Source organism: Streptomyces sp. NPDC005863, from assembly GCF_042871345.1.
GTDB lineage: Bacteria > Actinomycetota > Actinomycetes > Streptomycetales > Streptomycetaceae > Streptomyces.
The window spans coordinates 1423407-1446669 of the sequence record NZ_JBIAII010000001.1; the positions used below are offsets into that span (position 1 = coordinate 1423407).

Consider the following 23263-nt stretch of genomic DNA (forward strand, 5'->3'; position numbering starts at 1 on the left):
TGCGTTTCGGGCAGGGTAAGGAGCCGTGTGCCGCCTACACGCACCATTCCGGGATGCGGACGGACCCGCTGTTAGGCGGGCGGGTCCGGCACGTCGTCGTCGTTGCGGTGCGTCGGCGTCCACTTCTTGCTGTTGAGCGAATACGCGTACACGGGACGGCTCTTGTCGCCGCTGGTGGCGAACGGCTTGCCCGAGTCGTCGATGCGCACCGTGCCGTGCCGGTCGCCGCTCGACCACTCCAGCTCCAAGTACCAGCGTACGTAGCGGGTGTTGGCGGTCGCGTTGACGTAGAACGCCTCGGGGTCGCTCGCGCTCACCTTGTACGGGAAGGTGTCCTTGGGGTCGTCGGGGCTCGGCCGGGGCACCGACGCGTCCAGGTTGACGGCGAAGGTGTGCCGGGGGATTCCGCTGCCGCAACCGACGCCGAGGTAGCCCATCTTGAAGTTGTTCCAGGAGAGCGGCGCGTCGGTGCCGGCGACCCGGACGTGCAGGGCCTCCAGGACGACGGTGTCCTTGCCGGTGCCCTGGACGGTCAGCTTCACGGACTGGTCCCGGGCGGAGACCGCGCCGTTCGCGGAGACCCAGCCGGCCGCGTCCTGCTCGTTGGGGGGCGGCGAGAGGGTGCCGGGTGCCTTGTCGACGAGGTAGGGGTGGCCGCAGGGCTGGTCCCAGTATTGGGCCTGGGTGGAGACGGTGACCGGGGCGCCGCTGAGGGCGGCGCCGCTGCTGCCGGTGCCGCTCTCGCCGGTGACGGGCGTGCGCCTGCGCTCTCCGTCACCCTTCGCGCCGCCCTTGCCCTTCGCCGTGCCGGAGTCCTTCTCCCCCTCGCCCTTCTCGCCCTTCCCGCCCTTCTCGCCCTTGCCGTCCGCCTTGCCGGAGGGCGACGCGGACCTGACGCCGGGGTTGCGGTCCGACTCGCCGCCCTCAGCGGTCGGTGAGCTGGTGGAGACCCGGTCGCGGTCACCGCCGCCGGAGGCGGCCTGGACGGCGACGGCGGTGGCGCCGAGGGCGGCGACGACACCGGCGGCGACGAGCACGCGGGCGCGCGGCAGCCGTTCCCGCAGGCGCCGGCCCGCGGCGGGGGCGGGGGCGGGGGCGGGGGCGGGGGCGGGGGCGGGGGCGGGGGCGGGGGTCCGGCTGATCACGATGCCGGGGGTGCCGTCGTCGGGGTCGGTCGCGGGGTCGGAGGGGGTGGGGGCGTCGGAGGTGGGGGTGTCGGAGGTGGGGGTGGGGGCGCCGGATTCCGGTTCCTTGGGGGCCGGTTCCTCGGGGGCCAACCCCTTGGGCGCCGAGTCGCCCTCCCTCCGGTCCCCCCTCGTCGCGTCGGCCAGGATCCACCGCCGGTGGACCTCGACCATCTCCTCCCGGGTGGCCCCGCACACCCGGGCGAGCCGCTCCAGCGGAGCGAACTCCATGGGCACGGCCGAACCGTTGACGTACCGGTGCAGCGTCGACGTCGACACATGCAACCGCTTGGCCAGCGCCCCGTAACTGAGCCCCGACCGTTCCTTCAGCTCCCGCAGCAACTCCGCGAGATCGCCCGCCCCCACGCTCTCTCCCATCCCATCCATCCGTTCCAAGGAACGGAGTTGTCGCAGATCAGGGCCGTACGGGTGTCCCAACGTCCCCAACTGCCGTCCCACGCTGGCTGCCGGGACGAAACCCCGCACAAGCTGTGGCCATACAAGCACGCCGCATCCGGGAGCCCCTCGGCGCGGCTCGCGTCTGCCACATCACACCGAAAGAGACCAGCCATGCGACTCACCATCAAGGCCGCCGCCGCTGCCGCCGCGATCGCCGCCACCGTCTCGCTCACGGCGCTCGGGGGCGCCGCGTCCGCCGCGGCCCCGTCCGTGCAGGCGGCGCCGGTCACCTGCACCTCCGCCAACACCGAGGTCACCGTCCAGGAGGTCAGCCGGCCCATCAACCACCTGCTCCTGAAGGCCAAGAACACGGGGACGAAGACGTGTTACGCGTACGGCGCGCCGTACCTCCGCTTCGACAACGGGCAGGCCGCCACTCCGTGGGTGGAGGACAGCCGGCCGCAGGCGGTCGTGACGCTGAAGCCGGGCCAGTCGGCGTACGCGGGCATCGGCACGTCGTCGCCGGAAGGCACGGACGGCTACCAGGCGCACGACCTGGGCGTCTACTTCGCCAACCGCGCCATGAACGGCAACGCGGGCGGCCCGGCGGCGGCCGAACTCCCGCAGGACGGCGTGTACGTGGACAGCTCCGCGTTCGTCACGTACTGGCAGACCTCGGCGTCGACCGCCCTGCAGTGGTGAGCGGCGCGCCGCCCGCCTCCCGCTGACGCGGAAAGCCCCGGCCTCACGCGCACAGCGCGCCGAGACCGGGGCAACGGGAGCAGCCGAAGGAAGAGCGGGGAGCCGGAGTCAGACGACCTTCTCGACGGGATGGACCTTCACGACGCCGCCCGACCCACCCGCGGCGGGAAGCCTGCGGGCCCCCGGCCAGTCGAGGCTGACGGACTCGCTCTCGCCCGGCGGCGTGACGACGAGCCGCACCACACGAACCCCGGACCCACCGCCCGACTCCCCCAGTGCGTACGTGACCGGCACCTCGGCCACTTCTCCGTCCTCCAGAACACCCCAGGACCCCCGAGGCCCCTTGGCCCCCTTCGGTATCGGTCCCCCGCTCCGCCGGGCGGCGAGGGTTCCCGCGCTGGTCCTCAGGACGACGCCCGCGTACCCGGAGATCGCGCAGACCCGGCCGCCCCCGTTCCGCAGCCGCACCGTCACCATGCCCTCGGGGTCACCGTCGACGGTCGTGTCGGACGCGGTGATCTCCAGCTCGTCGGTGCGGCACCGGTCGGCCTCCCCGTCACCCGGCGGCTGGACGGCCACCGAGGTCGCCGAGTCCCGCACGCCCATGCCGTCGTCGCTGTCGCACGCGGTGAGGGTGAGCGCGCCGACCACGAGGACCCCGGTGAGGAGCGGACGGGTCGTGGTGCGCGTGAACGTCATGGGGAGCCCCCGTGGTCAGGAAGGTCGCGGTGCGAAGGGCGTGCCGGTGACGGCACGCCCCGAGCGAAACAGCGCCGCCCCGACCGGCACAAGGAACCCCGGACCATCTGACACGCTGGAACGATTTCACCCACGTGACCACGGGAAACCCCCCGCCCTGGAACGCCCACCTGGAACGCCCCCCGGGATACCCCCGCCCCCGGAACGCGGTCCGGCTACGGCACCAGCACCACCTTCCCCGTCGTCTCCCGGCGTTCGAGCGCGGCGTGTGCCTGCGCCGCACGGGACAGCGGGAAGGCCTGCACCGCGGGCACCCACCTGCCCTCCGCCGCGGCCGCCAGGGCCTCGCGCTCACGCGCCGGGCCGTCCTCGGGGGCCGCGAGCAGCCGGTGCAGCGCGTTGGTGAAGGTGATGCGGCGCTCCGTGAGCAGCCCCGGTTCCGGCTCGAAGGCGCGCTGGGACGACCAGCCGATGACCACGTACCGGCCGCCGTCCGCGAGCAACTCGAAGGCAGCCGCGCCCTTTTCGCCGCTCACGCCGTCCAGCACCGCGGTGACCCGCCGCCCGCCGAGCCGTGCGGCGACCTCGCGCTCCCAGCCGGGCACGTCGTAGTCGACGGCGATGTCCGCGCCGAGTTCCCGTACCGCGTCGGCCTTCGCGCGGCCGCCCGCCGCGCCGATCACCGTGGCGCCCAGGGAGCGCGCGTACTGGACCACGAGCCGCCCCACGCCACCGGCCGCCGAGGTCACCAACACCACGTCGTCCGGGCGGAGTCGGGCCTCGCCGAGCAGCCCCATGGTGGTGGCCCCGGTCATCACCATGGTCACCGCAGCCTCGAAGCCGAGCCCGTCGGGGATCACGTGCAGGTTCCCGGCGTCGGCGACCGTCAGCTCCGCGTACCCGCCGGGCGTCGAGCGCGACACCACCACGGAACGCCCGAGCCACTCGGCCCCGACCTCCGGGCCGACGGACTCCACCGTCCCGGCGACCTCGCCGCCGAGGACCGCAGGCAGCTCGGGCGGCGGCGGCGCCATGGCGGAGGCCGCGCCCCGGCGCATGACGGTCTCGACGAAGTGAACTCCCGCCGCCCGTACGGCGATCCGCACCTGTCCGGGTCCCGGCACGGGGTCGGGAAGGGTCTCGGTCCGCAGGTTCTCGGCGGGCCCGAACTCGTGCAGGACGACAGCGCGCATGGTGTGCTCCTCGGGAGGCGTGGGCCGAATGCCGGCACACACCACCCTGCGACCTCAAGCGCGGTTGAGGTCAAGGGCCGCCCGCGGACGGCCCGGAGCCCGGCATCAGAGCCGGCGCGCGACCTCGGTCGCCCAGTACGTCAGGATCATGTTGGCGCCCGCGCGCTTGATCCCCGTCAGGGACTCCATGATCGCCTGGTCCCGGTCGATCCAGCCCCGCTGGGCGGCGGCCTCGATCATCGCGTACTCGCCGCTGATCTGGTACGCGGCCACCGGCACGTCCACCGCGTCGGAGACCCGCGCGAGGATGTCGAGGTAGGGGCCCGCAGGCTTCACCATCACCATGTCGGCGCCCTCTTCGAGGTCGAGCGCCAGCTCGCGCATCGACTCCCGGGTGTTCGCCGGGTCCTGCTGATACGTCTTGCGATCCCCCTTGAGGGACGAGCCGACGGCCTCGCGGAAGGGCCCGAAGAAGGCCGAGGAGTACTTCACGGTGTACGCGAGGATCGACACGTCCTCGTGCCCGACCTGGTCCAACGCGTCCCGGATGACGCCGATCTGACCGTCCATCATGCCGCTCGGGCCCACCACATGGGCGCCCGCGTCGGCCTGCACCTGCGCCATCTCCGCGTACCGCTCCAGGGTCGCGTCGTTGTCGACCCGGCCCGCGGAGTCCAGGACGCCGCAGTGCCCGTGGTCGGTGGTCTCGTCCAGGCACAGGTCCGACATGACGATGAGCTCGTCGCCGACCTCGGCCCGCACATCGCGGAGCGCCACCTGCAGGATGCCGTCCGGGTCGGTGCCCGCGGTGCCCACGGCGTCCTTCTTGGACTCCTCCGGGACCCCGAACAGCATGATCCCGGCGACCCCGGCCTCCAGCGCCTCGACGGCCGCCTTCTTCAGGCTGTCGCGGGTGTGCTGGAAGACGCCGGGCATGGCCCCGATCTCCACCGGGTCACCGATCCCCTCGCGCACGAACGCGGGCAGGATCAGGTCGGCGGGGTGCAGCCGCGTCTCGGCCACCATCCGCCGCATGGCGGGAGTGGTGCGAAGCCGCCGGGGCCGTGCGCCGGGAAACGATCCGTACTTGGTCACTGTCTCTCTCACCTCACGAAAGGTTCTGGTCCCGGCCGAAGGTTCTCAGCCGGGACCAGGGAAATTCAGCCCGTCCGGCGTTTGAGGACGAACTCGGCGAAGCCGGTGATCGGCGGTGCGGGACCGCTCAGGGTGCCGTACGCCTGCGACGCGAACCGGGTCGACGTTCACTGGGCCGGGTGACGGGGTCCCCCGCCTCCAGCGCCGCCGTACGACGAGCCGTACCGAACTCCGCCAACGCCTGCGCGAGCTTGTGCACCGACGGCTCCGGAGCCATCACGTCCACCCGCAGCCCGTGCTCCTCCGCGGTCTTCGCGGTGGCGGGACCGATACACGCGATCACCGTGACGTTGTGCGGCTTCCCGGCGATCCCGACGAGGTTGCGCACCGTGGAGGACGACGTGAAGAGAACGGCGTCGAAGCCACCCCCCTTGATCGCCTCACGCGTGTCCGCCGGCGGCGGCGACGCGCGCACGGTCCGGTAGGCCGTGACGTCGTCGACCTCCCAGCCCAGGTCGATGAGCCCGGCGACCAGCGTCTCCGTGGCGATGTCGGCCCGCGGCAGGAACACCCGGTCGATCGGGTCGAAGACCGGGTCGTACGGCGGCCAGTCCTCCAGGAGCCCCGCGGCCGACTGCTCACCGCTCGGCACCAGGTCCGGCTTCACGCCGAAGGCGATCAGCGCGGCGGCGGTCTGCTCGCCGACGGCCGCGACCTTGATCCCGGCGAAGGCCCGCGCGTCGAGCCCGTACTCCTCGAACTTCTCCCGCACCGCCTTGACGGCGTTGACGGAGGTGAACGCGATCCACTCGTAGCGGCCGGTCACCAGGCCCTTGACCGCGCGCTCCATCTGCTGGGGCGTGCGCGGCGGCTCGACCGCGATGGTCGGGACCTCGTGCGGCACGGCGCCGTAGGAGCGCAGCTGGTCGGAGAGCGAGGCCGCCTGCTCCTTCGTGCGCGGCACGAGCACCCGCCACCCGAAGAGCGGCTTCGACTCGAACCACGACAGCTGGTCGCGCTGGGCGGCGGAGGAACGCTCGCCGACCACGGCTATGACGGGCTGCCCGCCGTCCGGCGACGGCAGCACCTTGGCCTGCTTGAGGACCTGCGCGATGGTGCCGAGCGTCGCCGTCCAGGTGCGCTGGCGCGTCGTCGTACCGGCGACCGTCACGGTCATCGGGGTGTCCGGCTTGCGGCCCGCGGCCACCAGCTCACCGGCCGCGGCCGCCACGGAGTCCAGCGCCGTGGAGACGACGACGGTCCCGTCGGAGACGCCGACCTCGCTCCAGCAGCGGTCCGAGGCGGTCCGGGCGTCGACGAAGCGGACGTCCGTGCCCTGCGCGTCCCGCAGCGGCACACCCGCGTAGGCGGGCACACCGACGGCGGCCGCGATGCCGGGCACGACCTCGAAGGGGATGCCCTGGGCGGCGCAGGCGAGCATCTCCTCGGCCGCGTACGTGTCGAGGCCGGGGTCGCCGCTCACCGCACGCACGACCCGCCTGCCGCCCTTGGCGGCCTCCATGACAAGATTGGCGGCAGCTCGGAACGGCGTCGCGTCGGCGGTCATTGACGTGTCGTCAGCTGTCGGCTGGGGTGTGTCCACACCTCCCTTGGCATGCACGCGGACGACGTCGAGCACATCCGGCTCGGCGATCAGCACATCCGCTCGGGCCAGCGCCTCGACGGCGCGCAGGGTCAGCAGTCCCGGATCGCCGGGTCCGGCACCGAGAAAGGTGACGTGCCCGTGTGCGGGAAGGCCGGGAAGGTTCGAGGTGGGGCTCAAAGTGCTCGCTCCCCCATCAGACCGGCCGCGCCCTTGGCGAGCATCTCGGCAGCGAGTTCGCGGCCCAGCGCCATGGCCTGGGTCTCCGTCTCGGGCACGGGACCGGTGGTGGACAGCTGCACCAGCGACGAGCCGTCGGTCGTACCGACGACGCCGCGCAGGCGCATTTCCTTGACAATCTGCCCGTCGGCCATTGGGGTCTCCCCTGCTCGAGCGAAGTCGAGAGCTTGGGGAAGGTCGGCCAGCGCGCCCACGGGCGCGCTGCAGCCGGCTTCCAGGGCGGCGAGCAGGGACCGCTCGGCGGTCACGGCGGCCCGGGTGTACGGGTCGTCGAGCTCGGCGAGCGCGGCGGCGAGTGACGCGTTGTGCGCGGCACACTCGATCGCCAGTGCCCCCTGGCCGGGGGCGGGCAGAACGGTGTCGACCGACAGGAGCTCGGTCACCTCGTCGGACCTGCCGACGCGGTTGAGTCCGGCGGCGGCGAGCACGACGGCGTCGAGCTCCCCCTTGTGCACGTATCCGATGCGGGTGTCGACGTTCCCGCGGATCGGCACGGTCTGGACGGACATGCCGTGGCTGCGCGCGTAGGCGTTCAGCTGCGCCATGCGGCGCGGCGAGCCGGTGCCGATGCGGGGAACCCCCGTCGGCGAGTCGGCTGCCAGCTCCGCGAAGGTCAGGCCGTCGCGCGCCACCAGCGCGTCACGCGGGTCCTCGCGCAGCGGCACCGCCGCGAGGGTGAGCTCGGCGGGCTGCGCGGTGGGCAGGTCCTTGAGCGAGTGGACGGCGAAGTCCACCTCGTCACGGGCCAGGGCCTCGCGCAGCGCGGCGACGAAGACGCCGGTGCCACCGATCTGCGCGAGGTGCTCGCGCGAGGTGTCGCCGTACGTGGTGATCTCCACGAGCTCGACGGGTCGCCCCGTCAACTCCCTGACTGCCTCGGCCACTTGCCCGGACTGGGCCATGGCCAGCCTGCTGCGCCTGGTCCCGAGCCTGAGGGCCTTCTCGGTCATGCCCGGCCTCGATTCGGGTCGTCGTTCTCGTTGTTCAAGTGGTCAGCTCTGCTGACCGCCGCGACCGTCTGCGGGTCGAGGTCGAAGAGCGTGCGCAGCGCGTCCGCGTACCCGGCGCCGCCGGGCTCGCTCGCCAGCTGCTTGACCCGCACCGTCGGCGCGTGCAGCAGCTTGTCCACGACACGGCGCACGGTCTGGGTGATCTCCGCGCGCTGCTTGTCCGCGAGGCCGGGCAGCCGGCCTTCGAGGCGCGCCATCTCACCGGCCACCACGTCGGCGGCCATGGTGCGCAGGGCGACCACGGTCGGCGTGATGTGCGCGGCGCGCTGCGCGGCGCCGAAGGCGGCGACCTCGTCGGAGACGATGGAGCGCACCAGCTCGACGTCGCCCGCCATCGGCGCGTCCGCGGACGCCTCCGCCAGCGACTCGATGTCGACCAGGCGCACCCCGGGGATGCGGTGCGCGGCGGCGTCGATGTCGCGGGGCATGGCCAGGTCGAGCAGGGCGAGCACGGCCGGGCGGGCCGCTCCCGCCGACGCCGACGGCGCGGGTACGCGCCGCTCGGGGAGCCGGCCGGTGACGCGCGCGGCGGCCGCGAGCGCGGCGATCGCCTCGGCCTCGGCCCGCGGGTCGGCGGCCTGGTCCTCGCGCCGCTCGGCCGGGGCGTTGTCCACCCAGGCCGCGTGCTGTTCCAGGGCCGCCGCGTCCATCCCGGCGACGGCCTCCTCACCGGCGACGGAGAAGCCGCGCGGCGCGGACAGGTCGACCGGGCAGCCCTCGTCGGCGACGGTGGCCGTCCGCGCGCCCTGGCCCGCCGAGCCGTTCCTGGCCTGCGCGGGCACCTCGCCGAGCTGGTCGTCGGCGGGCACCCGGCCCGCGACGGCGTCGGCGACGGAGTCCGCGGTCAGCACCAGACCGGTCGCGCCGGTGCAGGAGACGGCGACGTCGGCACGTGTCAGTTCGTCCGCCACGTCGTCCATGGGGACGGCACGGGCGCGTACGCCGGTCTCACCGCTCTCGCCGAGGATTTCCGCGAGGCGCTCCGCGCGCTCCAGCGTGCGGTTGGCGACCACGATCTCCGCCACACCGGCGCGCGCGAGCGTCGCGGCGGCCAGCGAGGACATGGAGCCCGCGCCGATGACCACGGCACGCTTGCCCGCGGCCCAGGCGTCGACCGGCTCGCGCGCGGCGAGCTGTTCGAGCCCGAAGGTCACGAGCGACTGTCCGGCCCGGTCGATGCCGGTCTCGGAGTGCGCGCGCTTGCCGACCCTGAGGGCCTGCTGGAAGAGGTCGTTGAGGAGCTTGCCCGCGGTGTGCAGCTCCTGCGAGCGCGCCAGGGCGTCCTTGATCTGTCCGAGGATCTGCCCCTCGCCGACCACCATCGAGTCGAGCCCGCACGCCACCGAGAACAGGTGGTGGACGGCGCGGTCCTCGTAGTGGACGTACAGATAGGGGGTGAGCTCCTCCAGGCCGACGCCGCTGTGCTGCGCGAGCAGCGTGGACAGCTCGGCGACGCCCGCGTGGAACTTGTCCACGTCGGCGTAGAGCTCGATGCGGTTGCAGGTGGCGAGCACGGCCGCCTCGGCGGCGGGCTCGGCGGCGAGGGTGTCCTGCAGCAGCTTGGCCTGCGCGTCGGCGGACAGCGCGGCCCGCTCCAGGACGCTCACCGGGGCGCTGCGGTGACTCAGCCCCACGACCAGGAGACTCATGCCGGCATCACGGCGGGGACGTCCCCGTCGGGTCCCTTCCGCTGCTGCTTGGCCGACACGGGCGGGACGGGTCCCTCGTGTGCGGCGTCCTCGCCGGCCTTGCGCTGCTCGTGGAAGGCGAGGATCTGCAGCTCGATGGAGAGATCGACCTTGCGTACGTCGACACCGTCCGGCACGGACAGGACGGTCGGCGCGAAGTTCAGGATGGAGGTCACACCGGCGGCGACGAGCCGCTCGCAGACCTGCTGGGCGGCGCCGGCCGGGGTCGAGATGACGCCGATGGAGACGCCGTTCTCCTCGATGATCTTCTCGAGCTCGTCGGTGTGCTGCACCGGCATGCCGGCGACGGGCGTGCCCGCCATCGCCGGGTCGGCGTCGATCAGCGCGGCGACCCGGAACCCGCGGGAGGCGAACCCGCCGTAATTGGCGAGCGCGGCGCCGAGGTTGCCGATGCCGACGATGACGACAGGCCAGTCCTGGGTCAGCCCGAGCTCGCGGGAGATCTGGTAGACGAGGTACTCGACGTCGTAACCGACACCGCGGGTCCCGTAGGAACCGAGGTACGAGAAGTCCTTGCGCAGCTTCGCGGAGTTGACCCCCGCGGCGGCCGCGAGCTCCTCGGAGGAGACCGTGGGCACCGAGCGCTCCGACAGTGCGGTGAGGGCTCGGAGGTACAGCGGAAGCCTGGCGACGGTGGCCTCGGGAATTCCTCGGCTGCGGGTCGCCGGTCGGTGAGTTCGGCCAGTTGCCACGGTGCTCCTGCGGGTAGAGCGGGGCTGCAGGCGGTCACTCGTCCCCAGACCGCCCCGTCGAATGCAGGCTATGTCTTTGTGAACGCGTGCACAAAGATGGTGTCCGATTTGCCCGGCCAACGTGACCGGGGTCACGCGCCCCCGGCGCACGTTCACGGAACCGGCGCGCGGGAGGATTCGTCGCTCATTTGTGGGGGGCAAAACCGCACACACTCCTCACGATCATCGCCCCCGAGACCAAAACCGCCCCAAAGCGTAATCGACTTCGCGGGCACTTTGGACTGGCCGGTCAGTGCCGGACCACCCCGCCGCGCCCTACCCCTCCAGCTCGCGCCGCAGCCGCGCCTCGTCCACGCGCCAGAACGTGTGCTGCTCCCCGTCCACGAGCACCACGGGGATCTGCTCCCAGTAGGCCCGGTGGAGCTCCTCGTCCTGCGTGATGTCCTTCTTCTCCCACGGAGTGCCGAGCTCCCCGCAGACCTTCTCGATCACCGACTGTGCGTCATCACACAGATGACACCCCGGCTTCCCGATGAGGGTGACCGACCGCTCCTGGGGTTTTCTCTTCGTACGACGAAAAATCGGGCTCATGCCGCCATTCTCGCCCGCCCTCCCATGGAGCGGACACAGAGAGTTCACAGGCCCGATTCCTCCCGACTCCGGTACCACCGAACAGACTGGCTATGCTCACGACATGGCCGCTCTCGGATGGCTCACCCCCCGTAGGCGCTCCGCCACGGCGCGGAGCGTGTTGGCAGGCGAGGCCTCGGCCGAGGCAGCGCGCAAGTCCTCCCAGGAGCTGGAGGAGCTCGAAGGCCTGGCGGCGCGGACCGCGGCCGACGAGGAGCCGAAGGAACCGGAGTTCCCCGTCGTCGGCGACGTGAAGGCCGCCGCCTTCTTCGACCTCGACAACACCGTGATGCAGGGCGCCGCGATCTTCCACTTCGGCCGCGGCCTGTACAAGCGGAAGTTCTTCGAGCGCCAGGAACTGTTCCGGTTCGCCTGGCAGCAGGCGTGGTTCAGGCTGGCCGGCGTCGAGGACCCCGAGCACATGCAGGACGCCCGCGACAGCGCCCTCTCCATCGTCAAGGGCCACCGCGTCGCCGAGCTGATGTCCATCGGCGAGGAGATCTACGACGAGTACATGGCCGAGCGCATCTGGCCCGGCACCCGCGCCCTGGCCCAGGCCCACCTCGACGCGGGCCAGAAGGTCTGGCTGGTCACCGCGGCCCCGGTGGAGATCGCCACGGTCATCGCCCGCCGCCTCGGCCTGACCGGCGCCCTCGGCACCGTCGCCGAGTCCGTCGGCGGCGTCTACACCGGCAAGCTCGTCGGCGAGCCCCTGCATGGCCCCGCGAAGGCCGAGGCCGTCCGCGCACTGGCCGCCGCCGAGGGCCTGGACCTCGGCCGCTGCGCCGCGTACAGCGACTCGCACAACGACATCCCGATGCTCTCGCTCGTCGGGCACCCCTACGCGATCAACCCCGACGCCAAACTGCGCAAGCACGCACGCGAACGGGACTGGCGGCTGCGCGACTACCGCACGGGCCGCAAGGCCGCCAAGGTCGGCATCCCGGCCGCCGCCGGCGTCGGCGCGCTCGCGGGCGGCGCCGCCGCGGCCATCGCCCTGCATCGCCGCCGCCACTGACGCCCCGCCACCGAGACTCCGCCCCGCCTCGCCCTGCCCTGCCCCGCGTCGAACGGCCCGGACATTCCGTCGGCTCTACCCCGCCCCGACTCCCGCCAGTCACGCCGGTAGCACTCGGCCACAACACGCCTCACGCCGACACGGAATGTGAACCCAATCGATCAACATTCGGTCACTCTGCGGCACTTGACCAGGCGTCAATCGGTTACAGAAGCGACGTAATCGATGATTTGAGCAACTGGGTGTAGCGCTGCCTGTACGAAGCGTTATTCTCCTCAGACGCATAAAGGACCCCACACGTCGCTACGACGGGTGAACGGTCCCGCACTGCACGTGATGGAAGCTCTGCCTCTGGGAGTCCCGTGTACCCACACGTCGGGGTTGACGCCTCGGGCCTGGCTACGCTGCGCGCAACGGTCATCGACCGCTTGCGCGGCTTCGTCCCCACCGCGTACGCCGTCCCGGCCGTCCCCGCCCTTGCCGTCCCCGCACCCGCCGGGCCGTGCTATGCCCTGGCGAACGGCGGTGCGGCAGTCAGCAGACGGGCCCGTTCCGGCGCCGCCGCCGCCACCTCTGCCCCCACCCCCCGCCGTCCCGCCGCGGACAGCGACAGCGCGCGCATGATGGACCTCGTCGAACGCGCCCAGGCCGGCGAGTCCGACGCCTTCGGCCGCCTCTACGACCAGTACAGCGACACGGTCTACCGCTACATCTACTACCGCGTGGGCGGCAAGGCGACCGCCGAGGACCTCACCAGTGAGACCTTTCTGCGCGCGCTGCGCCGTATCGGCACCTTCACCTGGCAGGGCCGCGACTTCGGCGCCTGGCTGGTCACGATCGCCCGCAACCTGGTCGCCGACCACTTCAAATCAAGCCGTTTCCGCCTCGAAGTGACCACCGGCGAAATGCTCGACGCCAACGAGGTCGAGCGCAGCCCCGAGGACTCCGTCCTGGAGTCCCTCTCGAACGCGGCACTCCTCGAAGCCGTCCGCCGCCTCAACCCCCAGCAGCAGGAATGCGTGACCCTGCGCTTCCTCCAGGGCCTCTCCGTCGCCGAGACCGCGCGGGTCATGGGCAAGAACGAGGGCGCGATCAAGACCCTCCAGTACCGGGCGGTGCGCACCCTCGCGCGCCTCCTGCCCGACGACGTCCGCTGAACCCGCCCCCGCCCACCTCGCCCGCACCGCCGGCGCCCGAGCCCCGAAGACAGCCCTCGTCATGCTCCGTGATCCCCAACTCACCTTCCGTGGCGGCCAGATGGTCGCCACGGAATTGTCGCGGTCCGATCATCTGTCGTCCGTAACCCAAGTGCCGCGACGCTCGTTGTGCGGGATGCAGGCTCCCTGTGGTCGCTACCTGGCTGGCTCCGCTCACTCGATCGTGTGGAATTGGTCAGTACATGCAACCCTCAGGACCCCCTGGGGAGTCGACCGTCTTGACGAGAGGAGGTGCCGCCAGTGATCGCGAACGTATCGGCCCACCGGCGGGCGAACGCCTTCGCCCAGGCCCTGGAGGAGCATTCCGACCAGGGCCCGGCGGCCGAGAAGTCCGAGGACTCCGCGCCCACAACCGCGACCGCGGCCGCACCTGTGGAGTCCGCCGAAACCACCGCGGCCCGTTCCGCACCGACCGAACAGGGCCGCATGCTGGCCCTGACGGACGGTCTCGACGCGCTGCCCAAGCCCGCCCTCGACCCCGAGGTCAAGGTCGTCCAACGCGCCCAGCTCGTGGCCGCGATGGAAGCCATGATTCTGGAGGGCACCCGTCCATCGGTCCCCGAGCAGCGATCCCGCAAGGGTGCCCACCGAGCGGGCACCCTCGGGAAGTTGCGGCCGCGCTCCCGTCTGTCCAAGGGCATCGCGGCGGGCGGCCTCACCGTCGGAGTCGCCGCGGGCGCCTTCGGCGGGGTCGCGGCGGCCAGCGGCGACGCCCTCCCGGGCGACTCGCTGTACGGCCTCAAACGCGGCATGGAGGACTTCAAGCTGGGCCTGGCCGACGACGACACCGACCGCGGTCGGATCTACCTCGACCACGCATCGACCCGGCTGAACGAGGCCCGCAGGCTCATGGAGCGGGGCCGCTCCGGCGCCCTGGACCACGAGTCGCTCGGCGAGGTCAGGCGCGCCCTCTCCGGCATGCGGCACGACGCCACGGAGGGCCACCGCCTGCTCCTGGAGGCGTACGAACGCGACGGCTCCCTCGGTCCCATCCAGGCGCTCTCCGCGTTCTCCCGGTCGCACCGGGAGGCGTGGAGCGACCTCCAGGGCCGCCTCCCCGTCCAGCTGGGCGACGTGGGCGCGCAGGTGAACGACGTCTTCGACGCCATAGACGAAGAGGTCGACCCGCTGCGCTCCCTGCTGCCCCGCACCCCGGAGAAGGGCGGCGAGACCGGCCGGGCCCCGCAGCACCCCAGCGGCACGGAGAGATCCGAGGGACGCACCTCCCACCCCTCGGGCGGCGGCAGTTCGCACGGCAGCGGCCCGAGCGACGACAGCAAGCCCCGGCCGAGCACCTCGCACAGCAAGGACGACGGTCTCCTCGGCGGGACCACGGGCGGCCTGCTCGACCCGCCCTCCGAGAAGAAGACGCCACCGGCCCCGGCGGACGGCAAGAGCAAACCCGGTCAGGACGACTCCCCGGCCAAGCCGGACGTCACCCTGCCCCCGCTCCTGCCCGACCTGCTCCCGGAGCTGGGCGTGGACAGCGAGGACATGCCGTAGCCCTCGTGCGTACGGGATCGGGGCGCCCTCCTGGCGGGGAGGGCGCCCCGATCGCGTATGCCGGGAACGAACGACGCGTATCCCGGGAAGACCTAGAAGAAGACCGACCGCCGCTGCACGAGCAGCTTGTACAGGGAGTGCTGGATCTGCTCCCGCACCTGGTCCGTCAGGTTGAACATCAGCATCGGGTCCTCCGCCGCCTCCGGCGGGTAGCCGTCCGTCGGGATCGGCTCGCCGAACTGGATCGTCCACTTCGTCGGCAGCGGCACCGCGCCCAGCGGCCCCAGCCACGGGAACGTCGGCGTGATCGGGAAGTACGGGATGCCGAGCACCCGCGCCACCGTCTTGGCGTTGCCGATCATCGGGTAGATCTCCTCCGCCCCGACGATCGAGCACGGCACGATCGGCGAGCCGGTCCGCAGCGCCGTCGAGACGAAACCGCCACGGCCGAACCGCTGCAGCTTGTAGCGGTCGCTGAACGGCTTGCCGATGCCCTTGAACCCCTCCGGCATCACCCCGACGAGCTCGCCACGCTCCAGGAGCCGCTCGGCGTCCTCGGCGCAGGCCAGGGTGTGCCCGGCCTTGCGGGCCAGCTCGTTGATCACCGGCAGCATGAAGACCAGGTCGGCGGCGAGGAGGCGCAGATGCCGGCCCTGCGGATGGTTGTCGTGCACCGCGACCTGCATCATCAGGCCGTCCAGCGGCAGCGTCCCGGAGTGGTTGGCGACGATCAGCGCCCCGCCGTCGGCGGGAATGTTCTCGATGCCCTTCACCTCCACCCGGAAGTACTTCTCGTAGAAGGGGCGGAGCAGCGACATCAGGACCTGGTCGGTGAGCTCCTCGTCGTAACCGAAGTCGTCGACCTCGTACTCACCGGTCAGCCGGCGCCGCAGGAAGGCCAGGCCGCCCGCGATCCGCCGGTCCCAGCCGCCGCCGCGCCGCTCCGGGCCCCGTCCGGCCCCCGCCTCCCCGGCACGCGGTCCCTCCGGCTGCCGTCCGTCCTGCTGCCCGTCCGGCTGTCCGTCCTGTTGCCCGTCCTGTTGTCCGGGCAGCGCCGCGACCCCGGCCACCGGGTCGCCCGGGCGCCGTGGCGCGGTCCTGCGGCGCGCCGCGCGCTGCGCGCTCCCGCGCGAACGGTCGTCGTCGAACGGAATGACCTTGGCGTCCGCCATCGTTGACGCTCTCCTCAGTTGGCGCTCGGGTGGCCGCCCGCGAGGGGCAGCGCGGCGATCCGGTCGACTGCCCCCGCGAGGGCACTGGGCGGCAGCAGCCCGGGGCCCCGGCTGCGTACGAAGTCCGCGAAGGCCTCCGCCGTCGTGTACTTCGGCCTGAACCCCAGTGTCTCGCGCATCTGCCGGGTCGCCACGACCCGGCCGTGGGTGAGCAGCCGGATCTGCTCGGGCGAGAAGTCCGTCATGCCGACCGTGCGCAGCGCCGAGCCGACCCAGGTGACGGCCGGAAGCAGTACGGGGACGGTGGGGCGGCCGAGCCGGCGCGAGCACTGCGAGAGCAGCAGCTGTCCGTCGCCGGCGATGTTGAACGTGCCGCTGTTGAGGGTGCCGCGGGCCGGTTCGTGCGCGGCGAGGCGCAGCACCTCGACCGCGTCGTCCTCGTGGACGAACTGCAGGCGGGGGTCGTAGCCGAACACGGTCGGCAGGACCGGCAGCCCGAAGTACTCGGCGAGCGGGGAGTCCGCGGCGGGCCCCAGGATGTTCGCGAACCGCAGCACGCACACCGCGACGTCGGGGCGGCGCCGCGCGAAGCCGCGCACATAGCCCTCGACCTCGACGGCGTCCTTGGCGAAGCCGCCGCTGGGCAGCGACTTGGGCGGAGTGGTCTCGGTGAACACCGCGGGGTCCTTGGGCGCGGAGCCGTACACGCCGGTGCTCGACTTCACCACGAGCCGCTGCACCGTCGGCGACTTCTGGCAGGCGCCGAGGAGCTGCATGGTGCCGATGACGTTGGTCTCCTTGACCGAGCCCCGGCTACCCCGGCCGTCGCGGCCGAGGGCGGTGGCCGTGACGTCCATGTGGACGACCGTGTCCACGGCGTGCTCGGCGAGCACCCGGGCGATCGTGGGCTGGCGGATGTCGGCCTGCACGAAGGAGGCGCCGCCGAGATGGTGTTCGGGCGGGCTCGCGTCGACGGCGATCACCCGGTCGACGTCGGGGTCACGCTGGACGCGCCGGACGAACCGTCCGCCCAGCTGCCGGGCCACTCCGGTCACGAGCACGACCTTGCCCAAGATCAGCGCCTGCCTTTCCCCAACCCTCGCCGCGCCACCGTCGGCTGTGTTCCGGCCCACGCTAGCGGGTGCACGTCACGCTGTGATGTCCGTGCGTCCGCAGACGGCCCGAAAACGCCGAAGCCCTCCCGCCGGATGACGGGAGGGCTTCGGTACACGCTGGTACAGCGGCGCTTACTTCTTGTTGCGACGCTGAACGCGAGTGCGCTTCAGCAGCTTGCGGTGCTTCTTCTTGGCCATCCGCTTACGCCGCTTCTTGATAACAGAGCCCACGACTACCCTCGCTCACTTCTCTTCACTCGGTGCGGGGCAGCAGACTGGGCCCACACGACCTACGTCGGCCTAGCCTACCCGCCCCGGCGTGAGGGACGTAATCGAGGGGCCACGGCCCCTGCGCGACGGGCCCGAAGGCCCCTCGCTCAACCTGCTTCGACCCCCACATAGGACTCGCGGAGGTACTCGTGAACCGCCTGTTCCGGAACCCGGAAGGACCTTCCGACCCGGATGGCGGGCAGATGACCGCTGTGCACCAGCCGGTACACGGTCATCTTGGACACTCGCATCACCGAGGCGACTTCCGCCACGGTCAGAAACTGAACCTCGTTCAGCGGCCTCTGGTTCTCAGCCATGACACCCCACCTGAACCTTCCGCACATGACGGGCACCGGCTTCCCCTTCCGGTGACTCTTCGTCGCTATGCGCTCACTCCCCAGACTAGGGGCGGATGATGCGAGTGGGGAAGAGGAGCAGCCATCGGCCGCCTACTGTGACAGACACGCTCGATTGAGTACATAGCGAGTAAGCGGTCGGTAGTAATCAGACCGCACAGCGTCATCAAGCGGAACGACGACGGACACCTGCCCCTCGGCCTCTCCGACGAACAGCGCGGGATCATCCGTATCCGCCAGACCGATGGCCTCGAACCCCAGCTGACCTGCTCCGCAGACCCATCCGTGGTCCCCGACGACCAACCCGGGAAGCGGTCCGCCGGCCTCCGCCGCGGCATCCAGAGCGGCCCGAACCGGCAGCGGTGAGTGGGTGTGTGCGCCGGGCTCACGCCCGGTGGGACGCACGCCGGGTTCGCGCACCAGCGCGACTCCCTGTACGTAGTCAAGGTTGTACGTGCGTAGGCCGAACCGGGTCGTTATGTCGACACTGCCGCCCTGCGCTGGGGTGAGGACAGTGCATCCGGCCGCCGACAGGGCGTCCGCCAATGTGGCGTAGAACCCCAGCAGCCGGTGCGGATGACCGGTCCCGAGGAGTACCGGCAGCTTACGCCGCGCCGCCGCCGCGAGTCGTTCCGCGAACGCGTCGAGCGCCGTCAGCGTGCGTTCCGGATCGATGACGTCGGCCCCCGTGGTGAGCCGGGGATCGGCGGACACCCCGCATCTGTCCGCCATCAGGCGCAGCAGGTCGCCGGCGCCCCAGCTCCGCTCGGGGTCGAGTCCGAGGGTGAGTCGCGGGTCCCGGGCCGCGAAGAGCCGGTAACTCCGCAGGCTCTGCTCCCGGGAGGTGGCCACGGGCCCGGCCAGCCGGGCCGCCAACAGATGCGCACGCAGGGCGCCGGTGCTCAACACGCAGCCGATGCTGGCGCATCGAGGGCTGGCCGTCCCCAAAAGCACGGAAACCACCCACAGTTGGGCTAACGCGCTCATAATCCGGCGGTACGGTCCGGGGGTTCGGCCGGTCCAGGGGTACGGTCCGGGGGTTCGGCCGGTCCAGGGGTACGGTCCCGGGGCTCGGCCCTTTCATCCGCGCCGCCGCCCCACGAGTCCTCGCCGCCGCCCCACGGGCCCCGCCGCCGCCCTACGGCAACAGCCCCCGCAGCGGGAACGCCGCGCGCCGGGACGCCCGTACGGCCTGGTCGAGCCGGTCGGCGGGGTCGTACCCCGACTCCCAGCCCCGCCACTCCACCGGCCACCGCCCGTCCGTCATGCGGCCGGGCGCCAACTGCCGGGTCCGGGCGAAGACTTCCTGCCGCCAGGCCTCCGGCACCGCCGCCGTGGGCTCGACGGGGCGCCCCGCGGCGATCCCCACGAGATGCGTCCACGACCGGGGCACCACGTCCACCACCGCGTATCCCCCGCCGCCCAACGCCACCCACCGCCCGTCGGCGTGCTCGTGGGCCAGCTCGTGGCAGGCGACCTGCACGGCGCGCTGCGCGTCCAGCGAGACGGCGAGGTGCGCGAGGGGGTCCTCGAAGTGCGTGTCGGCACCGTGCTGCGTCACCAGGACCTGCGGCCGGAACTCGGCGAGCAGCTCGGGCACCACGGCGTGGAAGGCCCGCACCCACCCGGCGTCACCGGTGCCGGCCGGCAGCGCGATGTTCACCGCGGACCCCTCGGCCGCGCCGTCCGCCCCCGTCTCCTCGGGCCACCCGGTCTGCGGGAAGAGCGTGCGCGGATGTTCGTGGAGCGAGATCGTCAGGACCCGGGGGTCCTCCCAGAACGCGGCCTGCACCCCGTCCCCGTGGTGCACGTCCACGTCCACGTACGCGACCCGCTCGGCGCCCAGTTCGAGGAGGCGCGCGACGGCCAGCGCCGCGTCGTTGTAGATGCAGAACCCGGAGGCGGAGCCGGGCATGGCGTGGTGCAGCCCGCCCGCGAAGTTCACCGCGTGCAGCGCGTCCCCGCGCCACACCGCCTCGGCCGCGCCGACGGACTGCCCGGCGATCAGCGCCGACACGTCGTGCATCCCGGCGAAGGCCGGGTCGTCCTCCGTGCCGAGTCCGTACTCCCCGCGGGCGGACTCCGGGTCGGCGGAGGCGGCCTTGACCGCGTCCACGTAGTCCCCGCGGTGCACGAGGCGCAGCGTCGAGTCACCGGCACGCTTGGCCGCGACCACGTCGAGCTCCTTGTCGAGCCCGAAGGCGCCGACAAGACTTCGGGTCAGCCCGAGCCGGACCGGGTCCATCGGGTGACCCGGGCCGAAGTCATAGCCCGTTACTGCCTCGTCCCACATCAGCTGTGCGCGGCCACTCATGCCCGTCACCGTACCCGTCCGCTCCCGGGGCGAAGGAACGGGCGTACAGCAAGGTCAGCAGGACCAACACCAGAGGAACGACCATCGCGCCCCGGTAGTTCCAGACGTCCCCGAGCCCGCCCACCAACGGCGAACCGATCAGAAAGCCCACGTAGTTGAAGACATTCAGTCGCGCGACGGCCGCGTCCGAAGCCCCGGGGAACAGCCTTCCCGCCGCGGCGAACATCTGCGGGACGATCACGCACAAACCGAGACCGAGCACCGTGAATCCCGCGATTCCCACCCACGCCCCGGGCGCCACCGCCACCACCGCGAACCCCAGCGCCGCCACCACCGACCCGGCCCGCACCACCGCCGCGGCCCCGAACCGCCGCACCCCCAGATCCCCGAGCCCGCGCCCCACCAACGTCATCACCATGTAGACGTTGTACGGAACGGTCGAGACCTCCTCGGAGCTCCCCAGCACGTCCTGAAGGTACTTGGCACTCCAGTTGGAGACGGTCGAGTCACCGATGTACGCGAACGTCATCACCAGGCAGAGCGGCAACAACACCTTGAAGACGACGCCCCCGCCACCCACGGCGTCCCCGGCTTCGTCCCGCTTCGCCTCCCCCGCGTCGACGTACCACCGGCTGCCGAGCAGCGCGGCCGGCAGGAGTACCACCACGACCGGCAGATACGAGACGAAGAGCGAGAGGTCCCAGTGCGCCCCGGCCCAGGCCAGTGAGGCCCCCACGATCCCGCCGAGGCTGTACGCGGCGTGAAAGCCGAGCATGATGCTGCGCCCGTACGCCCGTTGCAGGCTCACCCCGAGCATGTTCATGGACGCGTCGAGCGCCCCCACCGCGAGCCCGAACATCCCGAGCGCGACGGCGGCCTGCCACAGCGCGTCCCCCGCGCCCACGCCCAGGAGCGCCAGCAGCACCACCGGCTGGGACCACCGCAGCACCGCACTCGGCGGCACCCGCTTCACCAGGTGCTCGGTGCCCACACTCCCGACACCGGCCAGGATCGGCACCGCCGCGAGGAAGACGGGCAGCAGCCCGTCGGATATCCCGTAGCGATCCTGGATCGCCGGTATCCGCGTCACCAACAGGGCGAAGGTCACGCCCTGCACCAGGAAGGCGAACGCCAGCAGGGCCCTGCCGCGCCGCAGCTCATCGGTCATGGCTGCAGAGCGTAGGGCCCCGGCCTACCCATGGGTAGGTGGATCACTCAACCAATTCACCGCCCGGCGACGGCTTCCTCGACCAGCTTCTCCATGGGCACGACGACCAGGCGGCCACCGGCGACGGCCGTCAGCGTGATCACCCCGGCCGCGATCGCCCCGCCCAGCCACACCATGGTGTCGACGGGCAGCGTGTAGGCCCCCACGACCCGCAGCAGCGCCTCTCCGAAGAGGGCCACTCCCCACACCACGGAGAACGTCCGCTCCAGCCGTGCGAACGGCCCCCGCTGAGCGGTCAGCCGCTCCCAGGCCGCACTGCGCGCCGCATCCCCCTTGGTCACCCAGGGCTTGAGGGCGGCGGTCATCAGCGGCCGCCCAGCCACCACCGACAGCAGCACGGCGATGCCCACGGTGGCGGTGATCCCGCTGTCCTTGGCGAGCATCAGCCGCGGATCGCCGGCGATCAGGCTCATCAGCAGCCCGACGACGTTCGCGGTCAGGATCAGCGCCGCGAGCCCGTTGACCCGCCGCTCCTTGACCAGCCCCCACGCGGTCCGCCCGGCCGGCACCACGCTGCTCCAGCCGAGCGCGGCCAGCGTGCCCATCCCGAACCCCTTGCTGAGCAGGTAGTACGAGGCGGTCGGCACCAGCGCGTCGAGCACCAGCGGCTTCAGCGACTCGATACGTGCCTTGCGAGCGTCGTCACCGGCACCGGCGCCTGCGCCTGCGCCTGCGCCGGAAGGGCTGACGGCAGAGGGCTTGATCTCGGTGCGGACCTCGGTGCGGACCGCGGGGCCGGCCTGGGTGCTGACCTCGGTGGCGAGCTGGCTCATGATCGGGTTCCTCCGTCGGGCTGGGCGTGCGTCCGGTTCCTTCGCGACAACCTCAGCTTCGCCTCCGGCACCCACCCACCGACAGAAACGATCGTCCGCACCTGGCAGTGACAAATGTCAGCGCCCCGACCGGGTCACCGTCATACGAGCAGGTCAGCCAACTCCCCCATGTCCCCGAAGAGTTCGGTGGCCCCTGCGAGACGCTCCGCGGGCGTCATACCGGTGAACCCATAGACGTCCATCCCCGCGGCGATCGCGGCCTGCACGCCCAGCGGGCTGTCCTCCACGACGACGCACTTCTCGGGCGCGACCCCCATGCTCGCGGCGGCGTGGAGAAAGAGATCGGGCGCCGGCTTTCCCCGCCCCACATCCTCGGAGCTGAAGATCCACTCCTCCTCGAACCACTGGTCGAGCCCGGCCTTCCGATGCCCGACACGGATCCGCTCATGGCTCCCGGAGGAGGCGAGGCAGTAGGCCACGCCCTCCTTGGTCAGCCTCTCCAGCACATCCACGGCCCCGCGCACGGGCTGCAGCTCCCGCTCGAAGGCGGCGAACACCCGCCCGTGCAGCACGTCGTCGAAGTCCGCGGGCAACTGCTGTCCACTCCGCTCGAGAACGAGATCGTGTACGCGGTGGACGGCGGCCCCCATGTAATCGCGCAGGGACTCCTCGTACGTGGTGGGGTGCCCCAGCTCGGTCAGATAGCCGGCGAGGATGGTGTTGGAGAGCGGCTCACTGTCCACCAGGACGCCGTCATTGTCGAAGATGACCAGGTCGTATCGCATATACCGACCCTAAACGGTCGCCGGATACCCTCGGAACGCAGAAAACCCCCGCACCATAAGGTGCGGGGGTTTCCCGTTCAAAATTAGTTCGGCGGCGTCCTACTCTCCCACAGGGTCCCCCCTGCAGTACCATCGGCGCTGTGAGGCTTAGCTTCCGGGTTCGGAATGTAACCGGGCGTTTCCCTCACGCTATGACCACCGAAACACTATGAAACTGTCAACCGCACCGTAGTCGTGGCCCGACATACGGGGTTGTTCGTGGTTTCAGAACCAACACAGTGGACGCGAGCAACTGAGGACAAGCCCTCGGCCTATTAGTACCAGTCACCTCCACCCGTTACCGGGCTTCCAGATCT

22 protein-coding genes and 1 rRNA gene are annotated in these 23263 nt (G+C 71.7%); 4 read left to right on the top strand and 19 right to left on the bottom strand.

Features of this window, described 5'->3' with window-relative positions:
* Positions 1-71 precede the first annotated feature (71 nt).
* The gene (locus tag ACFYO9_RS06275) at positions 72-1562 is read right to left on the bottom strand and encodes a helix-turn-helix transcriptional regulator (protein ID WP_358774578.1); all 1491 of its coding nucleotides are present in this window, start codon (positions 1560-1562) and stop codon (positions 72-74) included.
* 192 nt (positions 1563-1754) lie between these two features.
* Between ACFYO9_RS06275 and ACFYO9_RS06280 the strand changes: the two genes are divergently transcribed.
* The gene (locus ACFYO9_RS06280) at positions 1755-2285 is read left to right on the top strand and encodes a DUF4232 domain-containing protein (RefSeq protein ID WP_358774576.1); all 531 of its coding nucleotides are present in this window, start codon (positions 1755-1757) and stop codon (positions 2283-2285) included.
* Positions 2286-2393: 108 nt separating this feature from the next.
* Here ACFYO9_RS06280 and ACFYO9_RS06285 read toward each other — a convergent pair whose 3' ends face one another.
* The 8 genes from ACFYO9_RS06285 to ACFYO9_RS06320 form a co-directional block, all read right to left on the bottom strand.
* Entirely contained in the window at positions 2394-2984 is a 591-nt protein-coding gene (locus ACFYO9_RS06285) for a DUF4232 domain-containing protein (protein WP_358712852.1), read from the bottom strand.
* A gap of 215 nt (positions 2985-3199) precedes the next feature.
* Positions 3200-4177 (bottom strand): zinc-binding dehydrogenase, encoded by a 978-nt coding sequence (locus tag ACFYO9_RS06290; protein ID WP_358774574.1) that lies wholly within the window; start codon positions 4175-4177, stop codon positions 3200-3202.
* A gap of 105 nt (positions 4178-4282) precedes the next feature.
* Positions 4283-5272 carry a porphobilinogen synthase gene (gene hemB / locus ACFYO9_RS06295; RefSeq protein ID WP_358774775.1) on the bottom strand — a complete coding sequence of 330 codons (990 nt, stop codon included), beginning with the start codon at positions 5270-5272 and terminating at the stop codon, positions 4283-4285.
* A gap of 127 nt (positions 5273-5399) precedes the next feature.
* Complete coding sequence (locus ACFYO9_RS06300; RefSeq protein ID WP_355820085.1) at positions 5400-7055, bottom strand: uroporphyrinogen-III synthase; 1656 nt, start codon at positions 7053-7055, stop codon at positions 5400-5402.
* Positions 7052-8065, bottom strand: coding sequence for a hydroxymethylbilane synthase (gene hemC, locus ACFYO9_RS06305; RefSeq protein WP_358774572.1), 1014 nt, complete (start codon positions 8063-8065; stop codon positions 7052-7054). The genes ACFYO9_RS06300 and hemC overlap by 4 nt, the downstream gene beginning before the upstream one ends.
* Positions 8062-9774 (bottom strand): glutamyl-tRNA reductase, encoded by a 1713-nt coding sequence (locus ACFYO9_RS06310; protein WP_358774570.1) that lies wholly within the window; start codon positions 9772-9774, stop codon positions 8062-8064. Before ACFYO9_RS06310 ends, hemC begins: the two co-directional genes overlap by 4 nt.
* The gene (locus ACFYO9_RS06315; protein WP_355820079.1) at positions 9771-10526 is read right to left on the bottom strand and encodes a redox-sensing transcriptional repressor Rex; all 756 of its coding nucleotides are present in this window, start codon (positions 10524-10526) and stop codon (positions 9771-9773) included. The genes ACFYO9_RS06310 and ACFYO9_RS06315 overlap by 4 nt, the downstream gene beginning before the upstream one ends.
* Before the next feature lie 315 nt (positions 10527-10841).
* Positions 10842-11117, bottom strand: coding sequence for a glutaredoxin family protein (locus ACFYO9_RS06320; protein ID WP_355820077.1), 276 nt, complete (start codon positions 11115-11117; stop codon positions 10842-10844).
* A 103-nt stretch (positions 11118-11220) separates the two neighbouring features.
* On the opposite strand from ACFYO9_RS06320, the gene ACFYO9_RS06325 reads away from it, so the two are divergent.
* The 3 genes from ACFYO9_RS06325 (at position 11221) to ACFYO9_RS06335 (ending at position 14894) form a co-directional block, all read left to right on the top strand.
* On the top strand, positions 11221-12174 hold the full coding sequence (locus ACFYO9_RS06325; protein WP_358774568.1) for an HAD-IB family hydrolase: 954 nt from the start codon (positions 11221-11223) through the stop codon (positions 12172-12174).
* Positions 12175-12536: 362 nt separating this feature from the next.
* Positions 12537-13331: an ECF subfamily RNA polymerase sigma factor, BldN family gene (locus ACFYO9_RS06330; RefSeq protein ID WP_355820073.1), complete on the top strand. Its 795-nt coding sequence runs from the start codon at positions 12537-12539 to the stop codon at positions 13329-13331.
* 300 nt (positions 13332-13631) lie between these two features.
* Positions 13632-14894 (top strand): DUF5667 domain-containing protein, encoded by a 1263-nt coding sequence (locus tag ACFYO9_RS06335; protein ID WP_358774566.1) that lies wholly within the window; start codon positions 13632-13634, stop codon positions 14892-14894.
* A gap of 92 nt (positions 14895-14986) precedes the next feature.
* Here ACFYO9_RS06335 and ACFYO9_RS06340 read toward each other — a convergent pair whose 3' ends face one another.
* The 10 genes from ACFYO9_RS06340 to rrf all read right to left on the bottom strand — a co-directional run bounded on the left by ACFYO9_RS06340 (position 14987) and on the right by rrf (position 23110).
* Positions 14987-16066 carry a lysophospholipid acyltransferase family protein gene (locus ACFYO9_RS06340; protein ID WP_358774564.1) on the bottom strand — a complete coding sequence of 360 codons (1080 nt, stop codon included), beginning with the start codon at positions 16064-16066 and terminating at the stop codon, positions 14987-14989.
* A 14-nt stretch (positions 16067-16080) separates the two neighbouring features.
* Positions 16081-17139 carry an NAD-dependent epimerase/dehydratase family protein gene (locus ACFYO9_RS06345; protein ID WP_358774563.1) on the bottom strand — a complete coding sequence of 353 codons (1059 nt, stop codon included), beginning with the start codon at positions 17137-17139 and terminating at the stop codon, positions 16081-16083.
* A 174-nt stretch (positions 17140-17313) separates the two neighbouring features.
* The gene (locus tag ACFYO9_RS06350) at positions 17314-17412 is read right to left on the bottom strand and encodes a 30S ribosomal protein bS22 (RefSeq protein WP_003948845.1); all 99 of its coding nucleotides are present in this window, start codon (positions 17410-17412) and stop codon (positions 17314-17316) included.
* Positions 17413-17558: 146 nt separating this feature from the next.
* Positions 17559-17768 carry a helix-turn-helix domain-containing protein gene (locus tag ACFYO9_RS06355; protein WP_062770509.1) on the bottom strand — a complete coding sequence of 70 codons (210 nt, stop codon included), beginning with the start codon at positions 17766-17768 and terminating at the stop codon, positions 17559-17561.
* Between the two features lie 132 nt (positions 17769-17900).
* Entirely contained in the window at positions 17901-18716 is an 816-nt protein-coding gene (locus ACFYO9_RS06360) for a phosphatase (RefSeq protein ID WP_358774561.1), read from the bottom strand.
* A gap of 229 nt (positions 18717-18945) precedes the next feature.
* Entirely contained in the window at positions 18946-20121 is a 1176-nt protein-coding gene (locus ACFYO9_RS06365) for an acetoin utilization protein AcuC (RefSeq protein WP_355820063.1), read from the bottom strand.
* A complete protein-coding gene (locus ACFYO9_RS06370) occupies positions 20072-21289 on the bottom strand; it encodes an MFS transporter (protein WP_358774559.1) in 1218 nt (405 codons plus the stop codon). Before ACFYO9_RS06370 ends, ACFYO9_RS06365 begins: the two co-directional genes overlap by 50 nt.
* 56 nt (positions 21290-21345) lie before the next feature.
* On the bottom strand, positions 21346-22122 hold the full coding sequence (locus tag ACFYO9_RS06375; protein ID WP_358774557.1) for a VC0807 family protein: 777 nt from the start codon (positions 22120-22122) through the stop codon (positions 21346-21348).
* A gap of 140 nt (positions 22123-22262) precedes the next feature.
* Positions 22263-22907 carry an HAD family hydrolase gene (locus tag ACFYO9_RS06380; protein WP_358712828.1) on the bottom strand — a complete coding sequence of 215 codons (645 nt, stop codon included), beginning with the start codon at positions 22905-22907 and terminating at the stop codon, positions 22263-22265.
* Positions 22908-22993: 86 nt separating this feature from the next.
* Positions 22994-23110 (bottom strand): 5S ribosomal RNA (gene rrf / locus ACFYO9_RS06385).
* Between the last annotated feature and the right edge of the window lie 153 nt (positions 23111-23263).

Bases quoted from the DNA above. Each gene is read 5' to 3' on its own strand.
- ACFYO9_RS06365 (WP_355820063.1), bottom strand. From the start codon at position 20,121: ATGAGTGGCCGCGCACAGCTGATGTGGGACGAGGCAGTAACGGGCTAT.
- ACFYO9_RS06340 (WP_358774564.1), bottom strand. From the start codon at position 16,066: ATGGCGGACGCCAAGGTCATTCCGTTCGACGACGACCGTTCGCGCGGG.
- ACFYO9_RS06380 (WP_358712828.1), bottom strand. From the start codon at position 22,907: ATGCGATACGACCTGGTCATCTTCGACAATGACGGCGTCCTGGTGGAC.
- ACFYO9_RS06290 (WP_358774574.1), bottom strand. From the start codon at position 4,177: ATGCGCGCTGTCGTCCTGCACGAGTTCGGGCCCGCCGAGAACCTGCGG.
- ACFYO9_RS06320 (WP_355820077.1), bottom strand. From the start codon at position 11,117: ATGAGCCCGATTTTTCGTCGTACGAAGAGAAAACCCCAGGAGCGGTCG.
- ACFYO9_RS06370 (WP_358774559.1), bottom strand. From the start codon at position 21,289: ATGACCGATGAGCTGCGGCGCGGCAGGGCCCTGCTGGCGTTCGCCTTC.
- ACFYO9_RS06285 (WP_358712852.1), bottom strand. From the start codon at position 2,984: ATGACGTTCACGCGCACCACGACCCGTCCGCTCCTCACCGGGGTCCTC.
- ACFYO9_RS06325 (WP_358774568.1), top strand. From the start codon at position 11,221: ATGGCCGCTCTCGGATGGCTCACCCCCCGTAGGCGCTCCGCCACGGCG.
- ACFYO9_RS06375 (WP_358774557.1), bottom strand. From the start codon at position 22,122: ATGAGCCAGCTCGCCACCGAGGTCAGCACCCAGGCCGGCCCCGCGGTC.
- ACFYO9_RS06275 (WP_358774578.1), bottom strand. From the start codon at position 1,562: ATGGGAGAGAGCGTGGGGGCGGGCGATCTCGCGGAGTTGCTGCGGGAG.
- hemC (WP_358774572.1), bottom strand. From the start codon at position 8,065: ATGACCGAGAAGGCCCTCAGGCTCGGGACCAGGCGCAGCAGGCTGGCC.
- ACFYO9_RS06310 (WP_358774570.1), bottom strand. From the start codon at position 9,774: ATGAGTCTCCTGGTCGTGGGGCTGAGTCACCGCAGCGCCCCGGTGAGC.
- ACFYO9_RS06280 (WP_358774576.1), top strand. From the start codon at position 1,755: ATGCGACTCACCATCAAGGCCGCCGCCGCTGCCGCCGCGATCGCCGCC.
- ACFYO9_RS06355 (WP_062770509.1), bottom strand. From the start codon at position 17,768: ATGGCTGAGAACCAGAGGCCGCTGAACGAGGTTCAGTTTCTGACCGTG.